Source organism: Actinomadura sp. NPDC048021, assembly GCF_040653135.1.
In the GTDB taxonomy this organism is placed as follows: Bacteria; Actinomycetota; Actinomycetes; order Streptosporangiales; family Streptosporangiaceae; genus Spirillospora; species Spirillospora verrucosospora.
The window spans coordinates 106,834-126,944 of the sequence record NZ_JBEZJQ010000004.1 but is presented as its reverse complement, the minus strand read 5'-3'; the positions used below and the strand labels follow the sequence as shown (position 1 = coordinate 126,944).

Sequence of the window (20,111 nt, the reverse complement as noted above, 5' to 3'; positions counted from 1 at the left end):
CGGATTGATGGTCGGCGCCGTCACAGGTCGCGCAGGACGGTGAGCGGTGGACGGCGAGCGGCGCGCAGTGTGACCAGAGCCGCAACGGCCATGACGGCGAGGGCGGTCGCGGCGACCACGGCCAGATACGTCCAGGGGACGGTGAGATGGTCGGGTGGCGGGTCGAAGACGCCGGTCAGGACCTTGACGAGCATGCGGGTCAGCGTCCAGCCGATGAGTGCGCCGAACGCCGCCGCACCGGCCAGGATCAACGCGACCTCGGCCCAGACGAAGGCACCGAGCTGACGGGGCCGGGCGCCCAGGGCGCGGACGAGGGCGAAGGTGCGGCGGCGTTCGGTGAAGCCGAGCGCCAGCAGCATGCCGGTGGCGAAGGTGACCAGGGCCAGGGCGTAGCCGAGCTCGATGCGGGTGAGGCCGCCCAGGTCGACGGCGGTCAGGCTAAAGCCGATGACCTTGCGGGTGGTGTGCAGATCGGTGATCTGCGCCTGCGGACCGAGCCGGGAGCGGAGCGCGGCCGCCACGGCCGGGGGTGATGCCCCGCCGCGGGTTCCGACGAGGAAGGCGCCCACGGTGTCGGTTCCGGTCTGCCGCGCGATGTAGTCGGCGTTGGCGACCAGGAAGCTGTCACGCGGCGCGGTCGGGAACTCCTTGGCGACTCCCGCGTAGTGGAACGCTACCGTGCGGTACTGCTTGGTCCGGCCATCCTGGAGCCGCAGCCGCAGCAGGTCGCCCGGATGCAGTTGGAAGTCGTGCGCAGTCTCCTGGCTGACCAGCACGGCGTCGGGGCGCTGGGCCAGTCGGCCGATCATGTCGCGGGCGGTCCCGCCGGTGAAATAGGCGTCCTGCAGGTGGGTGGTGCGCGCGATGGTCGAGGTCCGCACGCCGTACAGGTCCTGCAGATCCGAGCCGACATAGGCGAAGCGGTGCTGCAGCGGCTCGACCGTGGAGACTCCCGGCGCCGCGGCGATCGCCTTCTCCTGCCCGGGCGGCACGTAGGCGCCGGGCGATTCGGTAACGGTCACCTCGGCGCCGTTGGTGAGCTCGGCGTCGACGGCGGCCTGCTGCCGGTAGGTGGCGTCGAACACGGCCGTCGACGCGGCGAAGACCACGGCCAGCGCGGCCAGTGCGACGGTGCGGGCGAGCAGGGTGCGCTGCCCGCCCAGGGTGGCGGTGACGGTGCCCGACAGCGGCCCGGCGACCGGGCGTACCAGGCGGGTGACCAGACGCCGCCGCAGCGGCTCCTGCTCTCCCCCGCCTCCCCCCGCATCCTCGCCGGAGTGGTCCTCGTCGAGGCCGAATACGGCCTGCCTGCTCGGGGCGAGCAGCATGTGGACGGCTCGCCACGCCAGCAGGCCCCCGCCGAGCCAGAGCAGCGCCGGGCCGGCGAACGCCCAGTAGCTGACGGAGATCGTGGGCAGACCCTCCGGCACCAGCACGATGGAATAGTTGTTGCGGCCGGTGAGCCAGAAGACGAGTCCGGACGCCGCCAGCAGCCACAGGTCGAGCCCGTACCGCAGCCAGGCCGGATCGCGCCGGGCCAGGCCGACGGCCCGGCGGGCGGTGACGACCCCGACCGTTCGGGCGTCGCGCGCGGCGGGCAGCACGACGGTCAGCGCGGCGATGAGCAACCCGACCGCGGCCGCGGTCGCGCCCCAGAGCACGGTCGTGCCGGTCGAAGTGCCGAACCCGGTGGCGCCGAAGGCGAGGCGTCCGGTGAGCGCGGCCAACGCCAGGCCCAAGACGGCACCGGTCACGCCCACGACGCCCGCCTCGGCGAGCGCGAGGGCGAACAGGGCGCGGCGGGACGCTCCCCTCGTCCTCAGCAGCGCCTGTTCGGCCCGCCGCCGCGGGGCACCGGAGGCGGCGACCAGTGCGGTGAGCATCGCCGCCAGCACCGCGCCGGGCACGCCGAGGAACAGGAAGAGCATCTGCGCGTAGGCCGCGTCCTCGCGGGCGGCGCCGAGCGCGGCGCCCAGGTTGTCGCCGACCAGTCCGGTACCGGCCAGCCGCTGCTCGAGATTGCGGGCAGCGCCGGTGTCCTGGACGTAGGCGGCCGCCGGGTCGGCGGGGAGGTCGTGCCGCAACCGCACGTGAACCTGGGTGTGGGGCTGGGCGCGGGCGGCGTTGTCGAACAGCCGGTGCCAGGTGGCGGCAGGCAGCAGGACCACGTTGTCAGGAGGGGCCTGTGGCTGGGCGCCCACGGGTGCGCCCACCTTCTGGAAGAGGGAGTCGGCCTCGGGAAGCTCGGCGACTCCGTCGACCTTGACCCTGGCGTCGGGGAGCCCGGCTCGGTGGATCGTGATGGTCGAACCGGGGACCGCATGCAAGTTGGCGGCGGTCTGCTGGGCGAGCAGCACTCCGTCCGGGCGTCCCGCCAGCGTCCGCAGCTCTCCTGGAAAGGCCGCGGAGTATCCGGTCGGCAGCCCCAGGATCTGGCCGGGGCCGGTGTTGAGGACCTGGCCGGCCTGGGCTCGTGTCTGCAGTCCCGTTGTCGCGGCGAACCCGACGGGCAGAGCAGTGGTGACGCGCGGGTCCATGGTCTTCAGATCGGGCACCGCCGCACCCTGCAACTCGACCTGCCAGTCCACCGCGATCCGGTCGGCCGAACGCCGCGTCATGCTGGACTTCGCGGACGCCAGGAAGGCGCCGAGCGAGGCCAGCAGCGCCACAGCGACGGCGATCCCCGTGGCGATCATGACCATGCGTGCGCCGCGACGGGCGAGCAGCCCGCGCAGCCACATCAGGACGAGCATGGCTCTCCTTCCATGAGTGTGCCGTCGGCCATCCGCCAGCGGAGCGGAAGCCGTTCGGCCATGTGCGGATCGTGGGTCGCCACGACGAGCCCGGCGTCCAGGTCGTCCGCCGCCTTCATCAGCAGGTCGATCACCTGGGCGGCGTGCGCGGAGCCGAGCTGCGCGGTCGGCTCGTCGGCGACGATCAGCGCCGGGCGGGTGGCGAGGACGCGTGCGACGGCGACCCGCTGGGCCTGCCCGCCGGACAGTTCCTCGGGCAGCCGCATCGACAGGTCGGGCAGGCCGACAGCGGCCAGTGCCCGCCCCGCACGGTTACGCGCCTCCCCCTCCGCAACGCCCGCCAGAACCAGTGGCAGCGCGACGTTGCCCAGCACGTGCAGCGGGGCGACCAGGCTCGGGCCCTGGAAGACCATGCCGACGACGCCCGGCCGGCCGAAGGGCCGACCGCCCAGACCGGGCCATTCGATCCGGCCGGTGGTGGGTTCGTCCAGGCTACTGATCAGGTGCAGCAGGGTGGACTTGCCCGAACCAGAGGCGCCGGTGATCGCGATACGGTCCGCCCGGCCGAGCGTGCAGGTCACCCCGTGCACGGCCACGACGGCGCCGGGACCGCGCCCGTAGGTGCGGGCCACGTCGTGGAGGCGGACGAGGTGCTCGTGGGAGCCGGTCATGATGGGCGCCCCTCGTCGAGGGTGAGCGTCCGGTCCGCGGCCGCGGCGACGGCCGGGCTGTGGGAGGCCACGACCACGGCGGTGCCCTGTGCGGCGCGGTCGCGCAGCAGGTCGAGGACCCGCCGCTCGGTCCGCCGGTCCAGTTCGCCGGTGGGCTCGTCGGCCAGCAGTACCGCGGGCCGGTTGGCCAGTGCCACCGCCAGGCCCGCGCGGGCCGACTCCCCGCCGGACAGCTGAGCCGGACGCGCCCGGTCCCTGTCCGCCAGCCCCAGCTCGTCCAGCAGCGTGTTCCGCCACGCGGGGTCGGGACGTCCGGCCAACCGCTGGACTAGGTCGACATTGGCACGGACGGTCAGATGCTCCAGCATGTTCCCCGACTGGAACAACATTCCGATCAGATGTGCGCGCAGCGCCGTCCGCTCGACCTGGGGGCGGTGACTGATGCGGACACCTCCGACGCGCACGGTGCCGCCGTCGGGCTCGTCCAGCCCTCCCAGGCAGGCCAGCAGGGTGGACTTGCCTGAACCGGAAGGCCCCGTCACGGCGACGAACTCACCCGCCGCTACAGCCAGACTGATGCCTCGCAGCGCCCTGGTCTCCTCGTCCCCTGCCCGGTAGAACCGGTAGATCTCGTCGGCTTCCAGCGGCGGCGCGGACGCGGTCATGGCAGCCACCGGAACGAATTCGACACCGTGCGCCACGGGTCGACGTTGTCGGCGCCCACCGGCCCGGACAGGGTGAGCACGGCCTCCCGGCCGCCTTGGTGACCGGCCTTGAAGAATTCGTACCGCTCGGCCTCGTCGCGAACGACCTTTCCCGTCACCGGGTCCGGTGCGCTGTCGAAGCGGTAGACCAGCCGGACGGCGGTGCCGCCGTTGCGCTGGAGGCTCTCGGCCTTCACGACGGTCATCTTGGCCGCCCCGATCTTCGGGGCCTCGCCGGCGCGCGCGCTCTGCGCGGTGGGGGCGGTGGACGCGGGCACGACCTCGACCCGAACCGAGTTGAGTTTGTCGGTGAAGACCGCGCCGGTGGGCAGGCCGGTCCGCGCCCAGCCTTCGGGCACCTTGACCTCGTACCCGCCGCCGGCCGGCCGGAAGGGCACGTACGCGGTGTTGTCCGGGATGTCGCCGGGTGGGTTGGACTCGGTCTCCACCGGGGCGGGTGCCGCGGACCCGCCGGTCGCGGGCGCGTGCCCGGACGTGGCTGGCGGCGCCGTCCTCGATGACGACGCGCCGCTCCCGCAGCCGCCGGCCGCGGCGGCCGCGGCGGCCATCAGGGCACCGGCCGCCAGCATGCTCTTCACTCGCATCCATCGCTCCTCACCTCAGCGCCGATCCGGCTCTGACCGGGACATGTGCCAACACGCTAGGAACGGGCGGGTGAGCGGCCGACTAACCAGGGTTAACGCGGAACAAGCGCGGCCTCACAGAACCGCTTGCCTTGCATCGACGCGGGTCGGCCGGGACGACCGGTTTAGGGTTCTGCTTACCTTGCTGGTGGCAGGCTGGCGCTCGTGGACGATTCGGGTGACGGTGCACAGGGCCGGCCATTGCGCCGGCAGGTCCTGATTGCGATCGTCGGAGTGACGGCCCTGGCGATCGTGCTATTCGCACTCCCGCTGGCCGTGGCCGTCCAGCGGCTCTACCGGGACGAGACGGTCACCGGGCTGGAGCGTGACGCCACCCGGATCGCGGCCGCGGTCCCCGACGACATCACCCGCGATCCCCGGGCGTTGCACCGGCCCGCAGGGCTTTCGCCGCATCTCACGGTGGGCCTCTACAAGCTCGACGGCTCCCGGTTGAACGGGGCCGGGCCTGCCCGTTCCCTGCTCGCCGTGCAGGGGGGCGACGGGCGCGTCCACGACCGGATCGAGTCCGGCCAGATGGCGGTCTCGGCCCCGGTCCCCTCCGACGAGGGCGTCTCGGCGATCGTCCGGGTCAGCGCTCCCTACGTGCTGACCACCGACCGGGTCGAGCGGACCCTGCTGGCGATGGCCGGGCTCGCCATACTCGTCATCGGCTGCGCCGCGCTGCTGGCCCGTTACCTCGCACGGCGGCTGGCCATGCCGCTGGAACGCCTGACCGACGCGGCCCGCCGGCTCGGCGGCGGCGACTTCAGCGTCCAGACCACGCCTTCGGGCCTACGGGAGGCCGACGCCGCCGGCCGGGCTCTCACGACGACCGCCCAGCGGCTCGGCGCGGTCCTGGAACGCGAACGCGCCTTCAGCGCGGACGTGTCCCATCAGTTGCGGACACCGCTCACCGGTCTGCTCCTCGGGCTGGAGTCCGCGCTGGAACGGCCCGGCGCGGACCTGTCCGCCGCCGTCGCCACGGCGGTCGAGCGGGGCCGCCATCTCCAGGGCATCATCGACGAACTGCTCGACCTGGCCCGTGACAGCGGGCCCGAACGCCGTCCGCTGGACGTGCCGGCGCTGCTGGAGGAGCTCCGTCTTCGCTGGCACGGTCCGCTGGCGTCGCGGGGACGCCCGCTGGACATCGAGCGTCAGGATCCGCTGCCCGCCGTCCGTGCGGCGCCCGCGGCGGTGGCGCAGATCATGGACGTCCTGATCGGCAACGCTCTGGAGCACGGCCGCGGCAAGGTCACCGTCCTGGTCGCCGACGCCGGCGGCGGACTGGCCGTCGAGGTGACCGACGAGGGGCCGGGGATCGCCGACGACGCTCCCGATGTCTTCGCCCGCCGTCGCACCCACCCGGGCGGCACCGAGGCCCCCCGTGCCGGGCACGGGATCGGGCTCGCCCTGGCCCGCTCCCTCGCCGAGGCCGAGGGAGGCCGGCTGGTGCTGCGCAGCGCACGCCCACCGGTGTTCACTCTGCTGCTGCCCGACACCGCCGAGCCCGCCGGCCCGCCGGCTCAGGCGTCGGGCTCGTAGCGGTAGCCGCGTCCGCGAATGGTGGTGATGGGGCCGGGATTCTCGCCGAGGACGCCGAGCTTGCGCCGAAGCGCTGAGACATGCACGTCCAGCGTCTTGGTGGAGCCGAACCAGTTGACGTCCCAGACCTCGTCCATCAGCTGCTCGCGGCTCACCACCGTGCCGGCCCGGGACGCCAGGACGGCCAGCAGATCGAACTCCTTGGGGCGCAGGTCCAGTTCAACCCCGTCGAGGAAGGCGCGCCGGGCCGCCAGGTCCAGCCGCAGTCGGCCCACGTGGATGGCCGTGTCGTCCGGAAGGACCCGCTGGCGGCGCAGGTGAGCACGCAGCCGGGCCAGCAGCTCGGTGAGCCGGAACGGCTTGGTGAGGTAGTCGTCGGCGCCCGCGTCGAGAGCGACGATCACGTCGAGTTCCGAGGTGCGGGCCGTCAGGACCACAATGATGACTCCTGGCACAGAGCCGCGGAGCCGCCTGCACAGGGCCGGGCCGTCCATGTCCGGCAATCCGAGGTCGAGCAGGATCAGGTCCGGCGCGCGCGTTCCCGCGGCATCGAGGCCCTCCTGGGCGTTGGACGCCAGGACGACGCCGTAGCCGTGGCCCGTGAGCGCCTCGGCCAGTTCGGTCCCGATGACCGGGTCGTCCTCGACGATCAGCAGCTGGGCGGCCACGTTCCCCATGGTAGACGCGTGCCCGCCGAGGGCCCGTCCGGTGTTGCTCATCCGGTGGCGGGACGCGCCGACAACAAGGAGCGCAACCGTCCCGCGCGGGCGCGCTCCACGAGCGGAGAGGTCCTTGCGGCGGCGGCCGTGAGCGGCGCGGCGAGCACGAGGCCCACGACCGCGCCGGCGGCGACGTCGTGCGGATAGTGAACTCCCACCCACACCCGCGAAGCCGCCATCACGACGGCCGCCGCCATCCCCGCCGCACCGAGCCACCGATTGACCGCCCACAGCGCGGTGGCCGCCGCGAAGGCGATGACGGCGTGATTGCTGGGAAACGACCAGTCACTCGCCGGCGGGCAGTTCTCCAGCGCGAAGCTGCCCGGGATGGCGCGGCAGGGCCGGGTCTCGTGAACGAGCCCTTTGACCATGGTGTTCACTCCGTAGGCCGCGACCACCACCAGAGGGGCCGCCAGCGCCCGCGCCATGGTGCCGCAGTCGGCGCGGCGGGCCAGCCACCAGGCCGCGGCCATGGCGACAGCGAACAGCGCCAGCCCGACCGCCGAGTAGACAGCGACCATGTCGTCCAGGATGTCCGGGCTGTTCCGGGCCAGCCCGGTGATCTCGGTGTACAGGCCCGCATCGGGAGAGTCGGGTCCGAGCAGGGACATGACAGGGCTCATCGAGGTGTCCGATCCTGTTCACGAAGTCTTCGTCTACAGCAATGTAGTCGTCTACAGAACTGTAGACGACCGTGTGGCAGACTCGGTTCGTGACCTCCCAAGTGCGCCGCCCCGCGGGCGGACTCGAAGCCGCGGTCCTCGACGTCCTCTGGGCCGCCGCCGAGCCGATGACCGCGCGCGACGTCCGGGCCGCAGTGGGCGGAGGACTGGCCCGGACGACCATCACCACCATCCTGTCCCGGCTGCACGCCAAGGGCGTCCTGCGTCGTTCGCGTTCCGGGCGCACCTACGCCTACAGCCCCGCCATGGAAGATCCGGCCGCGCTGACGGCCCGGCGGATGCTCAAGGAGCTGGACGAGAGCGGCACCGACCGGCCAGGCGTCCTGGCGCGTTTCGTCTCCGACCTCGACGCCGACGACGAACGGCTCCTGCGTTCCCTCCTCCGACCGCCTGGCCGCTGAGGCGACTCCACGGCCGGGGCGGCAGACGTCGGACCGTGCTCCGCCCCGACGTGCGGGTCCGCCCTAACCCGCCTGCGCGTGTTCGATGAGCTGGTGCAGGTCGATCGCCCCGTCGTTCGCCGCCAGGACCGACCAGGCGACCAGGGCCACCATGACGGCGACGAGCAGGCCCCGGCGAGGCACCGGAGGCGCGAGCAGCGCGGCGACCCTACGGGGCAGAGGCCCCGGGCGCCGCCCCCGGTCGAGGACGGAGCCGATGCCGAGCGCTGACCCACCGCCCACCCCGGGGCGGCGGCTGCGGGCCAGGGCCGCCTTCCCGATCGCCCGCGCGGTCCGCTCCCGATCGGTGCCCGCGGCCGCGGCTTCGTCCGCCCACCGCTCGGTCGCGTAGACCACGGAGCCCCGCAGCGGCCACAGCAGCGGGTTGGCCGCGGCGGTGACGTGCGCGGCCAACCTGAACAGATGGTGCCGCCCGGCCAGGTGAGCGTGCTCGTGAGCGAACAGGACCTTCCGCTCGGCGGGCTCCAGGGCCGCCAGCATGCCGGTGGAGACCACGATACGGCCCGGACGCCCGGCCAGAGCGAACGCGTCGGCGGCCTCGTCCTCGACGATGGCCAGCACGCCCTCACCAGGGAGCCCCCGCGCGGCCCGTGAGGCGTCCAGCAGCGCACGGGCCTGCGTCACGGCGGCGTGCAGAGCCATGCCCAGCGACGTGACAAGCACGGCGGCGGCGAGAGCCGCCGCGGAGGCACTCGTCTGGGCACCGTGCCGCAGGACGTGCTCTGACATGTGACCCAACCTGGCGATAGGCGGTAGCCGCAGCGCCCCGCCGAGCGCGATGACGGCCAGCGTGGCCGTGCTGGCCAGGGCCAGGACCGCACCGGTCACGGTCAGCAGCCAGGTGGCCGTGCGGGGCGGCAGCCACCCCGAAAGCGGCCGCGCGGCACCCCCCAGGACGGCCGGGACGACCAAGGGCAGCAAACCGTCCACGTCCATCACGTTTCACGGCCCTCAAGCAGTTCGCGCACGCGCCGCTCGTCCTCGCCGGACAGGGCCTCGACGAATCGGACCAGCACCGCCTCCCGGTCGGGGCGCCCGTTCATGACCTGGTGCATGCGGTGCGCCGCGAGCCCCGGCTCATCGCTCACCGGCGCGTATCGGAACGCGCGGCCGGCCTTGGTGCGGACGAGCAGGCCCTTGTCGTGCATGCGAGACAGGATCGTCACCACGGTCGAATAGGCGAGTCGCTCGTCCAGCCGCCGCCGCACCTCGGCGGCGGTCAGTGCGTCACCGGCGCCCTGCAGCACGTTCATGATCGCTGACTCCAGCGCGCCTGCCTCGCGTCTTCCGCCGGCCATGGCGCCTCCTCGCCGAGTCCCGCACCGTCCCCGCCGACCAGTGTGTCACGGCATCGGGTCCTCGCCCCGCCGGCCACCGCTCGCACGGGCGACCCGGCGGGCCCGCGCAGCCCGCCGCCGGGCCCTCAGCACCTCGATGCCGACCGGAAGCAGCGAGAGCACCACGATGACCCCGACCGCGGGCAGGAGATAGGTGTCGATGCTGGGGATCGAGGAACCGAGCAGGTAGCCCGCCAGCACCAACCCGACGCTCCACACCAGTCCGCCGGTGACCTGCCACAGGGTGAACACCCGTGCGGGCACGTCCAGGGCGCCGGCGAGGGGGTTGAGGACGGTCCGCACGACGGGAACGAACCGTGCCAGCACGATGGCCTTGGCATGCCCGTAACGCCCCAGCAGTTCCTCGGCTCGCGCGATGCCAGCCAGCAGATGCCGATTCCGTGACCGGGCGAGCAGCACGCGCCCTCCACGGCGTCCGAGAACGAATCCGCACTGCGCCCCGAGGATCGCCCCGGCCGCGGCGGCGCACAGCACCCAGGGCAGCGACAGCCGGGAGTCGCCATGGGTCCCGGCCGTGCACAACAACCCCGCGGTGAACAGAAGCGAGTCGCCTGGCAGGAAGAACCCGACGAGCAGACCCGTCTCGGCGAACAGCACCACGGCGATCCCGACCGTCCCGAAGGCCGCCAGCAGCGATCCGGCGTCCAGCGGATTCACGGCCGCCGGCAGGGCCCCCACGGCTTCGATCATCACTCCTCCGTCTCCCGGTCCGACTCGGCCCGGTCCAAAATCTACATCTTTGTAGATGTTCTGTGGGCCGTCCGCGGTTCCCTCGGACCGCCGACCGCCCCGTCCGAGGGGCGAGCTGGGCCGCTCGACGACGTCCGCCCGTCATTCCCGGCCCGGGAGCGTCGACGCCTCGCCCGCCGGTCGCGGATCGCGCGCACCGGGCCCGTCCGCGCCGCGAGGCGGAGCCCGGACAACACCGTGCGTGCCGGCCATCGCCGGGCCACAATGCGCAGCGCGAGCTCGCCGTTCCCCGCGATGAAGGGCTCCAGGTGGTCGCCGAGGGCCCGGGTCAGCCGCGGTCGGATGGGGACGGCGAGGCCGCAGTGAGCGGTCCCCTGCGAGGCGAGGCGCACCGTGTGGGCCGTATCGCCGGCCCGCAAGCGCAGGCCCATTGCCCAGGTCTGATCGACCAGTCCGACGGGGCGGATCGACCGGGACGGCGCGAGCACCGCCTCCCAGGTGATCCGGCCGTCGCGTTCTCGGCGCCAGACGGCCACCTCGACACCGAACACCCGGCTCGGGCGGCGACGGTCGCGGAACTCCAGGGTCGCGCTCAGTTCCGCGTCGGGTCCGATTCGCCCAAGCGGGTTCACCACGGTGCCCGTGACGCGCAGGTAGTCGCCCTCCTGCCGCATCGTGGTCACACTGCCGCCCAGATGAAGCGCTTCGGGCGGCAGTGTCCGCAGACCCAGGTCGGTGACGTCCAGCACGGCATGGCCCAGTTCGGTGCCGATATGGGCGTCTGACCAATAGACGCGCCCGTCTCGTTCGGCCGGCTCGATGGACAGCACCGGAACGCCGCTCCTGGGCTCCAGGTCGACGGCGGCCATGGCGGCCTCGACGTCGCCCTCCCGGATCATCAGCGCCGCGATCGCGGGGATCCGGCCGGCGGCCAGGAACCCCTCGTCGTCCATCTCGGCGAGGTAGGGCCGGGCCAGGTCGGTGAACAACTCCCGGTGGGCGGGGGTGCGGCTGCGCAGTTCGCGCAGGTAGAGCAGCAGGTCATGATCGATGAACTTGGCGTCCTTGCGGCACGCCAGTTCGGCGGCGCCATGAGCGCGCAACGCCGCGTCGATCCGCCGGTGGACTTCCAGCCGGTCGGCGAAGTTCCGCGGCTCGGCGCGCCTGTTGCTGATCGACGGCCGTCCGGTGCGCGGCTCCACCAGCCAGTTGTAGACCCGGTCCGGGACGACCGCGATGCGATCCGCGGCGAGATAGGCCTGCGCGCTGAACAGCAGGTCCTCGTAGTGCAGGCGCTCAGCGAACCGCAGCTTCGCGCGATCGAGGAAGTCGCGCCGATAGCACTTGTTCGTCGCCAGCGTGTCGTGCAGCAGGTCCGGCTGCTCCAGGAGACCGTTGAACACTCCCGGCTCCTGGTACAGCCACGGGCACCAGTCCTTCTCACGCCCCGGGAGGACCCGCACGCACCGCCCGGCGACCAGGTCGGCGCCGCTCTCCTCGGCGGCCGCCCTCAAGATGTCGCAGGCGTGAGGCGGGAGGGTGTCGTCGCTGTCGAGGAACATCACGTAGCGGCCACGCGCGACCTGAAGCCCGAAATTGCGAGGTGCGCCGCATCCGCCGGAGTTCTCTCTGAGCAGGTAGGCGCGCACCCGATCAGGGTCGGCCGCCGCCATGGACGCCGCGACCTGCGGCGTGGAATCGGTGCTGCCGTCGTCGACGATGACGACCTCCACCCGTGCGAGCGACTGGGCCAGCACCGAGCGGACCGCGCGTGGAAGCCGCCGCGCGTCGTTGTGGGCGATCACGACCACGGTCAGATCGGTTTCCGAGCGCAAACGGTTCCACCGCCCTCTTCCATGGCCAACGATCTACTATCGCGATAGTAGAAGTTGGTCGGTTAGCGAAACGTAAGCGCGGGGTGCGGCGACCGTTCCCCGGGCGCCCGCACAGCGCCGACAGGACGGCGGGCCCGCCCTCGCCGTGAAGGGCGAGGGCGGTCAGGTGCACCCGGGGGCGGTCAGGAGGTCTCGGCGCCGGAGCCGGTGTCGCGCAGCAGGCGCTGCAGCAGCGCCTCGTCCCCAGGGGACATCTCGGCCACGAACCGGGCGAGCACGGCGGCGCGGTCACTGCGCCGGCCCAGCAATTCGTGCATGGCGGCGGCGGTGTGGCCGGCCTCGTCGACGCGAGCGGAGTACACGTACCCGCGCCCTACGCGTTCGCGGGTGGCGAGGTTTTTGCGCACCAGGCGAGCCAGCGTGGTCATCACGGTCGTGTAGGCGGGTGAGCCGTCGAGAAGGGCCCGGACATCGGCGGGGCTCATCGGCCGCCGCCTGGCCCACAGGACGGCCAGCACCGCGTCTTCCAGCATCCCGGCAGGCCGGCGCTCTGCCTCGTCCGCGCTCACCGCTCCTCCGTTCGGCTACTACGCCGATGGTAGGAGCCACTGGCTCCCGGCGTCCATCAGGCCAGGTCAGTGGCCATCCACCGCGTGGCCCGGCTCGACGGCGACGTGGGCGTGAGGGATCGCGTGTAGCGGGTTAACAGGAGTACGGGTGGCGGCAAGGCCGAGGAGCAGGCCGAGCCAGATCCCCGTGGTCTCCAGATCGAGGACGCTGGCCAAGAGCACGGCGGCGGGCAGGCCGACGGCCCAGTAGCCGATCAGGGTGATCCGGGATCCGCCCCTGGTGTCGTTCAGAGGCCGACGCCGATGTTCTGCGCGCAGTCGAAGAACTGCGGGAGCGCAGCGATCAGGAGCAGGTGGGTCGCGATCGTCAGCGCGCGATCGGACTGGGGGTCAAAAGGTCGTGGTTCAAATCCCGCCGGCCCCACAAGAAGCACCAGCTCAGAGGCCGTTTCTCCACCACGGAGAATCGGCCTCTTGATCGTTTGTTAGCCGTTCGTTAGCGAACCCGGCCGCCTCCCCCGGCATCCGGACGGTTCACACAGGACCAGAAAACCCGAGAACCGTCGGCGGGACCTCTCCCCCGTGTTCAACCGAGCCACGCCGAGCTATCAGGCCTCCAGCCCTCCGCAGCCGCAGGTACCAGGCGCGTCGCCCAACTCCAGCGCCGCTCGGCCGAGGGGCCGGATCCGCAGACCCGGCCCCGGACGGCAAGTGCTCACGTCCGCCCAGCGGGCCGGACCGTCATCACCGGCCATCTTCCTCAGAGCCGGTCGGTCTACACCCCCAGCGCTCGACCGCCTTTGCTGCCTCCTCAAGGCGACCGGCAGGAGCAGTGCTCCGATGAGTCGGAGCTGAGAAGGGCTTGTAGAGCTGCAGTGGGGACGCGGTAGCAGGTGCCGATGCGGAGGATCTTGCAGGGGAACTGGTCCTGTTTGGCGAGTTGGTAGGCATTGGTGCGGGAGAGGCTGAGGGCTCGGGCGGCGGTGTTGATGTCGACCACGGTGGGGAGTTCGGCGAGTTCGGCGTTATCAGCGGTTGCATACGTCGACCTCCAGGTCCGGGAGTTCTTGGTCCTTGTGAGTGAGCTGGTCTGCAAAGCCTCAGCCGATGTCAAATGCGCCGTCGCCGCCGGGAAGGCCGCACCCTGTGCGTGACGCCCACCGGGACTCGGGTGCGGGGATGCGGCCGGCGGCCTTCATCGATTGAGACCTGGCCGCCCCTGGGCGGCGGGTCCATGATGTCGCGCACGTGTGCTGGCAGTACCTGGGGCTTGGTCCCGGCGTCGCCGATGTCGCAGCGGCGGCTCGGCGAGCGCGGTTGATCTGCGATGCCTATGGACTGGCCGATCGCAGCGAGCTGGTCGATGTGATCTTGTGGTGGCAGGACCGCTGCTGGCGCGGCATCGCAGCCGCCGCTCAAGCCGGCGACCTGGCGATGATCCGTCTTCGCCAGGGTGGCGCCATCGACGAGGTGCAAGCCGCACATCACTGGGTCCAGCAGCATCGCGCAGAGTTGGTCGCGGGCCTGTTGTCGCAAGGGCAGTCCTGAGGGTGTGGACGGTAGCCAAGCTGGCGTGACTGGTGCATGCGCAGGCCTCCGGTCAGGCTTCCGCCGTGTGGGCTGCGGGGCGGATGGCGCCGATGTATTGGCGTTCGCGTTGGGGGTTGCCGGTGAATTGGGAGATGCGGACGACGTCGCCGGTGTGGGGGGCGTGGATCATGCGGCCGCGGCCGTAGTAGATGCCGACGTGGTGGATCGTGGCGGGGTTGCGGGGGTTGGTGGCGAAGAAGAGCAGGTCGCCGGGCTGGAGTTGAGGCCGGGGGATGTGGGTTCCGGCGTTGTACTGGTCGGCGGCGACTCGGGGTAGGCGGATGCTGGCCTGGGCCCACGCGTACTGGGTGAGACCTGAGCAGTCGAAGCCTTTGATGCCGGCTCCTTGGGCGGTGCCGTAGGTGGGGCCGGCGGGCCCGCCGCCGCCCCAGGAGTAGGGGGTGCCGAGCCAGCGCAGGGCGGCGCGGACGGCCACCGCGCCGCGTCCGGTGGCGGTGAGGGCGGCGTAGCGGGCGGCTTGGGCGAGGACTTTGCGGACGTACCAGTCGGCGTGGTTGTACTGCCAGATGGCCTGGTAGAGGTGCTTGCCGCCTTTTCCGGCGCCGTTGGCGCACAGGTAGTGGGCGGCGCCGTGGATGGCGTCGGCGGGGTTGTAGCGGTCTTTGCGGCCGTCGTGGTCGCCGTCGATGCCGTAGGCGGCCCAGGTGGCGGCGAGGAACTGCATGGGGCCGCCGGCTCCGGCGGTGTTCTGGCCGGAGTGGACGCCGGGTGCGGTGGAGCGGCCGTGGTCGGATTCGATCTTGCCGATGGCTGCCAGGACGTTCCAGGGCAGGCCGGGGCAGGTTGTAGCGGCGTCGAGGTACCAGCGCAGGTAGGCCGGTGGGATGTCGCGTTCGGCTTCGGCGGTGGGCGCGCCTGCCAGCTCTGAGCCGGTTCCTGCGGCGGAGTTGTGGCCGGCGAGCAGGATGACCAGAGCCAACGGAAGGGCGAGGGCGGCGGCGCATGCGGTGGCGGCGGCTTTCACCGCGCCGGCCTCCAGGGTGTTCTACTCCAAGCCGACTTGCTCCTGGGTGGTCTGGTTCTGGGCGCCGGTGCGGGCGCGGCGTTGGGCGCGGTATCCGGCGCCCCTCTTGGGTTCGGGTGGCTCATGTGCGGTCTCCCCCGGAGAGTGGGGCTGCCGCAGCACCTCGCGGACCGCTTGCCAGGAATAGCGGAAGTCCTTGCCGGTCTTGAGGGCGGGGATCTGCCCTGCGTTGGCCATCCGGCGGACGGTCTGGGGCGAGAGGCCGAGTTTGGTCGCGAGTTCGGCGGTGGTGAGGACGTCGGGGTCGCGGCCGGGTGTCTCGGTCATCGCGGGGGCTCCTGGTTCGGCGGTCACAGATCGTCCTCTCCAGTGTGGTGGACGGGCGCTGCGGAAGCACGTTCTTGAGGCCGGTTGGTTCTCGAAGAAACTGTTTGACGTTGCTTGCGCTCCATAATTCTGCCACGTACTGTGAGCGATCAACAACCCAGCGCATTGATTCGGGGGTACGCGGGTGAGTCTTCGACAAACCGGACCAAGGCCGGCCGAGCGGCCGGCAGAGGTCCTTGACGTGGTCGTTGCCAGCGCGCACGGCGGCGCCGGGACCTCCACGCTGGCCGCGCTGCTGCCCGCGGCGTGGGACATGGGCTCGATCGGCCAACTGCTGGATCTGGATCGGGCACCGCTTCAGGCCAAGGGCCGTCCGGTGGTGCTGGCCGCGCGCAACACTGCGGTGGCGGCCACGCACGCCACCGCCGCGATCGGTGCGCTGCATGAATGGGGCGAGCGCGTGGCCGTGCTGGCGATCGTCAGCGACGGCGGCCCGGAGTCGCGCGACGCGACCGCCCGGTACGGGCTGCTGACAGCGCGGGTCGGTGGCGTGGTGCGTGTCCCGCATGTGCGGACTTTGCGGCTCGTCGAGGACCCATCGACGGTCGCCCTGCCGGGCAAGGTGCACCAGGCCCTCGCTGAGATCCGGCGCCTGGTCAGCGAGGAGCAGCCATGACTCTGATCTCGTCCCTGCTCACCGCGTTCCCACTTGTAGGCGCGGATGTCGATGTGCCCGATCCGCCCCCGGCTCCCCCGCCTGGGCTGGATAGCAAGATGGCGACGCTGCTGTCGTGGGGTAAGTGGGGCGTGCTGATCTGCGGCGTCGCCGGCCTGTTCATCTGCGCGGGCCAGATGGCCATCGGCCGCAAGAACCGGTCCACGTTCGCCGCCGACGGAGCTACCGGCATCCCGTGGGTGCTGGGCGGGCTGAGCCTGGCGGCAACGGCAGCTCCGATCGTCGAGGTGTTCTTCAAATGACCCGGGCGAAGGACGAGACGAAGCGGTCGGATGGCGCCGCGTGGTGGCGCCGCGGCCCGGTCATCGCGGCGTCGGTGATCGGCGGCGGAGTACTTGTCGGGCTTCTGGCGCCTCCGGTCTTCAGGACGTCTCCCACGACCACTCCGGTGATCGTTCAAACGACGGCGCGGGCCGGGCAGATGGTCAGCGCGCCGCAGGTCTCCTTCGGCGGTGTGTCGTGGCGGGACTACCACGGCGTTCTCCTGCCCTACTCCGCTGGGGACGGGCCACACGACACTGCCGGCGATCTGGCTTCGGGGTTCGCCAGGTCGCCGCGCGGGGCCTTGCTGGCCGCGATCCATATCGCGGTGCGGGCCAACGTGCAGTGGGGCAGCAGAGTGTTCGGTCCGACCATCGAGCGGCAGGTCACCGACCCCGATGCCAGCGCCCTGCTTGATGCGACACGCAGGGCCTACGAGCGTTTGAGGGGCGACCGGCCCGATGGTGCCATGCTCAGCCGCGGATATGTCGTGCTGGAAGCGTTCCGTTGGCAGGGCTATTCGCCCGAGGCGGCGAGCCTGGATCTGGTGTCGGCGGGGCCGGGCGACAGCGATGTGACGGCCCGTGCCGTGGCCCGGTTCCAACTCCAGTGGCAGGACGGTGACTGGCGTCTCCTGGCTCCCCCGGGTGGGACATGGGTCGGAACAGCGGCCCCCGTCGATTCGCCGGACGGCTACGTCCGCTTCCCGAGCGGGGGCGCCTGATGTTTCCATTCGATCCGTGCTCACCGGTCATGGACCCGGCCTGCGTCCAGCCGGTCGATAACGACGGCCACAGCGGAGGGGTCCCATCTCTGCCCGGGGTACCGGACATCCCTGCCATGGTCGGCGGGCACATGCTGGATGAGGCTGCCAAGTCGTTCCAGTCGGCGGTCGGCTGGCTGATCTCCAACACCGCCGCCTGGTGGGTTAAGACCCCCTCCCCCGACCTGGAGGGCGAGCCGGCGATCAGATACCTGCAACTCCTGGTCCAGCCCCTGACGATCGCGGTCGCGGCACTGGCGTTGCTGGCGGTCGCCGCGCGCATGGCGCTGTCGCGCAAGGCGGTTCCGCTGATCGACGCCGGACGCGGCCTGGTCGTGCTCGCGACGGTCACCGTGATCGGCACCGTCCTTCCGAACCTGCTGCTGAAGTGGGGCGATCAATGGTCGGGCTGGGTGCTGAACGCGTCCTCACAGGGTGACTTCGCCAAGCGAATGACCCAGATCGTGATGATGCCGAGTGGGACGCCCGCCGCGCTCGTGCTCATCCTCTGCCTGATCGCGCTGATCATCGGCATCATCCAGGCGATCCTGCTGCTGTTCCGCGGAGCGGCGCTGGTCATTTTGGCCGGGCTGCTGCCGCTGGCGGCCGCAGGCATGATCACCACCTCGACTCGGTCGTGGTTCACCCGTGTGGCCGGCTGGATGCTCGCGCTGATCTTTTACAAGCCCGCAGCGGCAGCGGTGTACGCGACGGCGTTCACGCTCGTCGGCAAGGGCAAGGACATGCGCGTGATCCTGATGGGGTTCACGATGATGCTGATCAGCCTGATCGCCTTCCCTGTACTGCTGAAGTTCTTCACCTGGACGACCGGCGGCACCGAATCGAGCACCGGCGGCGGGATCCTCGGCGCGCTGATGGGCAGCGCGACCGCGTTGGGCGCGTTGCGCGCCTACGGTGCCCTGGGGGCATCGGGCGGACGGTCGGACTCGGCAGGCGAGCACGCCGACTACCTCGACCAGCAGCTCGGCGACCAAAGTCCCCCAGCGCAGCCACCGTCCACCGCCGACTCTGCCGACCAGCCGTCTTCCCCGCCCGGTCACCCCCATGACACATCGGCACCGGCCGGCGGTCTCGGCCATGGCTCTTCCGATTCCAGCTCCCCCGAAGGAACCGGTTCTCCCGAGGCGGGCCAGCCTGCGCAGGACGGTCACGGGTGGGCTCCACCGGACGGCGGCCACGGCGAACCGGTCGGTCCTACCGGCATCCGCGCGGCCGACCGTGAACGTCGTCGCGGTCAGGACGCCATCCGCTGGGTTGGCAACGGCGGTCTGGACGGACCGACCGGCGCCGCCGGGGAAGGGGGTGGCGGCGGTGGAGCATGACATCCGCACCTACGGTGGCTGGCGACGCCGCCAGGGCATCGGCCTGCTCGGCCTGGACACCACCTCGACCTTCATCGCGCTCGGCACCGCGATGCTGCTCGTGCTGGTCGCGGCCACCGCTCCGCCGCTGCTGGTCTACCTGCTCCCGCCCGCGTTCATCGGTGGCGCGCTGAGCCTGGTCCGGGTCGGTGGCGTGCCCCTGGCGCGTCTCGTTCTGGCGCGGTGCCGCTGGCGTTGGGGCGTGTGGCGCGGCCACACCCGCTACCGAGCCGGTGTCGTCATCGACCACCCGCGCGCGTTCCAACTCCCGGGCGTTCTCGCGCCGCTGACGCTGCTCAGTGCCGAGGACGGCTACGGCGGCCGGTACGGGATCGTGTGGGACCGCCGCGCCGGTCTGCTGACCGCCACCCTGCGCGTCGTCCCCGCCTCGACATGGCTGGCCGACCGCAGCGACGCCGACACCTGGGTCGCCTCCTGGGGAGGCTGGCTCGCCGCGCTCGGGCACATGCCCGCCGTGCGCTGGGTGAGCGTGACGGTCGACACCGCACCCGAGCCCGGCTCGACCCTCGCCGACGCCGTCGACCGCGCCGTCGTGGACACCGCACCGGAACCGGCCCGCACCATCATGAGCGAACTCGTCCGCACAGCCCCGGCCGCAGCCGCCGATGTCGACACCCGCGTCTCGATCACCTTCGATCCCAAGGCGTCCGCGGTCGGCCCGAAGGACCTGTTCGAGGCGGTCGCCGAACTGGGCCGCACGCTGGACGGGCTGGCGTCACGTCTCGGCGGCTGCGGCGTGTCCGTCCTGGGGCGCGCCACCGCAGCCGAGATCGCCGGGGCGGTACGGATCGCCTTCGACCCCGACGCGCGCGGTGAGGTGAACCGGCTGCTCGCGCGCCCGAACTCCGAAGAGATCCTTTCGTGGGCTGATGCCGGACCGGTCGTAGCGACCGAGCACACCACCCACTACGAGCATGACGGCGGGCACTCGGTGAGCTGGGCCTGGCACGAGCCACCCCGCCAGAACGTGCGCTCCGACGTCCTGGCCAGGCTGGTCGCGCCCGGCCCGTTCCCCAAACGCGTCACCCTGCAGTACCGGGCATTGCCCGCCGCGGCGGCGAGCCGCGTCCTGCAACAGGAAGTCAATGCGGCGGCGTTCCGCGCCCAGTTCCGGCGCCGCACCGGCCGCGACGAGACCGCGCGCGACAGCTGGGACGCCGCCCGCGCCCGCCAGGCCGCCGCCGAGGAGGCCATGGGCGCCGGGGTCTGCCTGGTCTCGATGTATGCGACCGTCACCGTCACCGACCCCGGCCAGCTCCAACGCGCTGTAGCCCACGTGGAAGCGTCGGCCGACTCGGCCAAGATCCGGCTCCGCCGCCTGTGGGGCAGCCAGGCCGCCGGATCCGCCACCACCCTGCCGTGCGGAATCTGCCCACCCGAGCTGTCTCGCCGCCTCGTGCACTGAACCGGAGGAACC

Annotated in this window: 21 protein-coding genes; 8 read left to right on the top strand and 13 right to left on the bottom strand. The window is 71.8% G+C overall.

What is annotated here, in order from left to right; all coding sequences use genetic code 11:
- Positions 1-20: 20 nt before the first annotated feature.
- From AB0C87_RS08700 to AB0C87_RS08685, 4 genes are read right to left on the bottom strand one after another with little or no spacing between them, the layout of a single operon-like run.
- Positions 21-2,753 (bottom strand): FtsX-like permease family protein, encoded by a 2,733-nt coding sequence (locus tag AB0C87_RS08700; RefSeq protein ID WP_360576985.1) that lies wholly within the window; start codon positions 2,751-2,753, stop codon positions 21-23.
- Entirely contained in the window at positions 2,741-3,424 is a 684-nt protein-coding gene (locus AB0C87_RS08695) for an ABC transporter ATP-binding protein (RefSeq protein WP_360576984.1), read from the bottom strand. Before AB0C87_RS08695 ends, AB0C87_RS08700 begins: the two co-directional genes overlap by 13 nt.
- Complete coding sequence (locus tag AB0C87_RS08690; protein WP_360576983.1) at positions 3,421-4,089, bottom strand: ABC transporter ATP-binding protein; 669 nt, start codon at positions 4,087-4,089, stop codon at positions 3,421-3,423. The genes AB0C87_RS08695 and AB0C87_RS08690 overlap by 4 nt, the downstream gene beginning before the upstream one ends.
- Positions 4,086-4,733 (bottom strand): hypothetical protein, encoded by a 648-nt coding sequence (locus AB0C87_RS08685; protein ID WP_360576982.1) that lies wholly within the window; start codon positions 4,731-4,733, stop codon positions 4,086-4,088. The genes AB0C87_RS08690 and AB0C87_RS08685 overlap by 4 nt, the downstream gene beginning before the upstream one ends.
- Before the next feature lie 291 nt (positions 4,734-5,024).
- Between AB0C87_RS08685 and AB0C87_RS08680 the strand changes: the two genes are divergently transcribed.
- Positions 5,025-6,314: a HAMP domain-containing sensor histidine kinase gene (locus tag AB0C87_RS08680; protein WP_360576981.1), complete on the top strand. Its 1,290-nt coding sequence runs from the start codon at positions 5,025-5,027 to the stop codon at positions 6,312-6,314.
- Here AB0C87_RS08680 and AB0C87_RS08675 read toward each other — a convergent pair.
- Both AB0C87_RS08675 and AB0C87_RS08670 read right to left on the bottom strand, forming a co-directional pair.
- Positions 6,296-6,982: a response regulator transcription factor gene (locus AB0C87_RS08675; protein WP_360576980.1), complete on the bottom strand. Its 687-nt coding sequence runs from the start codon at positions 6,980-6,982 to the stop codon at positions 6,296-6,298. The genes AB0C87_RS08680 and AB0C87_RS08675 overlap by 19 nt on opposite strands.
- Before the next feature lie 47 nt (positions 6,983-7,029).
- Positions 7,030-7,656, bottom strand: a complete 627-nt coding sequence (locus AB0C87_RS08670; RefSeq protein WP_360576979.1) for a phosphatase PAP2 family protein — start codon at positions 7,654-7,656, stop codon at positions 7,030-7,032.
- 89 nt (positions 7,657-7,745) lie between these two features.
- On the opposite strand from AB0C87_RS08670, the gene AB0C87_RS08665 reads away from it, so the two are divergent.
- Positions 7,746-8,117, top strand: coding sequence for a BlaI/MecI/CopY family transcriptional regulator (locus AB0C87_RS08665; protein ID WP_360576978.1), 372 nt, complete (start codon positions 7,746-7,748; stop codon positions 8,115-8,117).
- A 63-nt stretch (positions 8,118-8,180) separates the two neighbouring features.
- On the opposite strand, the gene AB0C87_RS08660 is transcribed toward AB0C87_RS08665, so the two are convergent.
- The 5 genes from AB0C87_RS08660 to AB0C87_RS08640 form a co-directional block, all read right to left on the bottom strand.
- Positions 8,181-9,107, bottom strand: a complete 927-nt coding sequence (locus AB0C87_RS08660) for a M56 family metallopeptidase (RefSeq protein ID WP_360576977.1) — start codon at positions 9,105-9,107, stop codon at positions 8,181-8,183.
- A gap of 5 nt (positions 9,108-9,112) precedes the next feature.
- Positions 9,113-9,475 (bottom strand): BlaI/MecI/CopY family transcriptional regulator, encoded by a 363-nt coding sequence (locus tag AB0C87_RS08655; protein WP_360576976.1) that lies wholly within the window; start codon positions 9,473-9,475, stop codon positions 9,113-9,115.
- A 45-nt stretch (positions 9,476-9,520) separates the two neighbouring features.
- Complete coding sequence (locus tag AB0C87_RS08650) at positions 9,521-10,225, bottom strand: DedA family protein (protein WP_360576975.1); 705 nt, start codon at positions 10,223-10,225, stop codon at positions 9,521-9,523.
- A 41-nt stretch (positions 10,226-10,266) separates the two neighbouring features.
- On the bottom strand, positions 10,267-12,060 hold the full coding sequence (locus AB0C87_RS08645; protein WP_360576974.1) for a glycosyltransferase family 2 protein: 1,794 nt from the start codon (positions 12,058-12,060) through the stop codon (positions 10,267-10,269).
- A 182-nt stretch (positions 12,061-12,242) separates the two neighbouring features.
- Positions 12,243-12,629, bottom strand: coding sequence for a BlaI/MecI/CopY family transcriptional regulator (locus tag AB0C87_RS08640; RefSeq protein WP_360576973.1), 387 nt, complete (start codon positions 12,627-12,629; stop codon positions 12,243-12,245).
- A gap of 1,248 nt (positions 12,630-13,877) precedes the next feature.
- On the opposite strand from AB0C87_RS08640, the gene AB0C87_RS08635 reads away from it, so the two are divergent.
- Complete coding sequence (locus AB0C87_RS08635; RefSeq protein WP_360576972.1) at positions 13,878-14,177, top strand: hypothetical protein; 300 nt, start codon at positions 13,878-13,880, stop codon at positions 14,175-14,177.
- Positions 14,178-14,229: 52 nt separating this feature from the next.
- On the opposite strand, the gene AB0C87_RS08630 is transcribed toward AB0C87_RS08635, so the two are convergent.
- Both AB0C87_RS08630 and AB0C87_RS08625 read right to left on the bottom strand, forming a co-directional pair.
- On the bottom strand, positions 14,230-15,204 hold the full coding sequence (locus AB0C87_RS08630) for an NlpC/P60 family protein (protein ID WP_360576971.1): 975 nt from the start codon (positions 15,202-15,204) through the stop codon (positions 14,230-14,232).
- Between the two features lie 21 nt (positions 15,205-15,225).
- Positions 15,226-15,531, bottom strand: coding sequence for a helix-turn-helix domain-containing protein (locus tag AB0C87_RS08625; protein WP_360576970.1), 306 nt, complete (start codon positions 15,529-15,531; stop codon positions 15,226-15,228).
- A gap of 241 nt (positions 15,532-15,772) precedes the next feature.
- Here AB0C87_RS08625 and AB0C87_RS08620 point away from each other — a divergent pair, with 241 nt between their 5' ends.
- The 5 genes from AB0C87_RS08620 (at position 15,773) to AB0C87_RS08600 (ending at position 20,099) form a co-directional block, all read left to right on the top strand.
- A complete protein-coding gene (locus AB0C87_RS08620; protein WP_360576969.1) occupies positions 15,773-16,207 on the top strand; it encodes a hypothetical protein in 435 nt (144 codons plus the stop codon).
- The gene (locus AB0C87_RS08615) at positions 16,204-16,509 is read left to right on the top strand and encodes a hypothetical protein (RefSeq protein WP_360576968.1); all 306 of its coding nucleotides are present in this window, start codon (positions 16,204-16,206) and stop codon (positions 16,507-16,509) included. The genes AB0C87_RS08620 and AB0C87_RS08615 overlap by 4 nt, the downstream gene beginning before the upstream one ends.
- Complete coding sequence (locus AB0C87_RS08610) at positions 16,506-17,252, top strand: hypothetical protein (protein WP_360576967.1); 747 nt, start codon at positions 16,506-16,508, stop codon at positions 17,250-17,252. Before AB0C87_RS08615 ends, AB0C87_RS08610 begins: the two co-directional genes overlap by 4 nt.
- A gap of 131 nt (positions 17,253-17,383) precedes the next feature.
- A complete protein-coding gene (locus AB0C87_RS08605; protein WP_360576966.1) occupies positions 17,384-18,634 on the top strand; it encodes a hypothetical protein in 1,251 nt (416 codons plus the stop codon).
- On the top strand, positions 18,624-20,099 hold the full coding sequence (locus tag AB0C87_RS08600; RefSeq protein ID WP_360576965.1) for an SCO6880 family protein: 1,476 nt from the start codon (positions 18,624-18,626) through the stop codon (positions 20,097-20,099). Before AB0C87_RS08605 ends, AB0C87_RS08600 begins: the two co-directional genes overlap by 11 nt.
- Positions 20,100-20,111: the final 12 nt, after the last annotated feature.

Excerpts from the sequence above, each read along its gene's own strand:
- AB0C87_RS08700 (WP_360576985.1), bottom strand. The coding sequence starts at position 2,753 with ATGCTCGTCCTGATGTGGCTGCGCGGGCTGCTCGCCCGTCGCGGCGCA.
- AB0C87_RS08695 (WP_360576984.1), bottom strand. The coding sequence starts at position 3,424 with ATGACCGGCTCCCACGAGCACCTCGTCCGCCTCCACGACGTGGCCCGC.
- AB0C87_RS08690 (WP_360576983.1), bottom strand. The coding sequence starts at position 4,089 with ATGACCGCGTCCGCGCCGCCGCTGGAAGCCGACGAGATCTACCGGTTC.
- AB0C87_RS08685 (WP_360576982.1), bottom strand. The coding sequence starts at position 4,733 with ATGCGAGTGAAGAGCATGCTGGCGGCCGGTGCCCTGATGGCCGCCGCG.
- AB0C87_RS08670 (WP_360576979.1), bottom strand. The coding sequence starts at position 7,656 with ATGAGCCCTGTCATGTCCCTGCTCGGACCCGACTCTCCCGATGCGGGC.
- AB0C87_RS08655 (WP_360576976.1), bottom strand. The coding sequence starts at position 9,475 with ATGGCCGGCGGAAGACGCGAGGCAGGCGCGCTGGAGTCAGCGATCATG.
- AB0C87_RS08650 (WP_360576975.1), bottom strand. The coding sequence starts at position 10,225 with ATGATCGAAGCCGTGGGGGCCCTGCCGGCGGCCGTGAATCCGCTGGAC.
- AB0C87_RS08625 (WP_360576970.1), bottom strand. The coding sequence starts at position 15,531 with ATGACCGAGACACCCGGCCGCGACCCCGACGTCCTCACCACCGCCGAA.
- AB0C87_RS08615 (WP_360576968.1), top strand. The coding sequence starts at position 16,204 with ATGACTCTGATCTCGTCCCTGCTCACCGCGTTCCCACTTGTAGGCGCG.
- AB0C87_RS08610 (WP_360576967.1), top strand. The coding sequence starts at position 16,506 with ATGACCCGGGCGAAGGACGAGACGAAGCGGTCGGATGGCGCCGCGTGG.
- AB0C87_RS08605 (WP_360576966.1), top strand. The coding sequence starts at position 17,384 with ATGCTGGATGAGGCTGCCAAGTCGTTCCAGTCGGCGGTCGGCTGGCTG.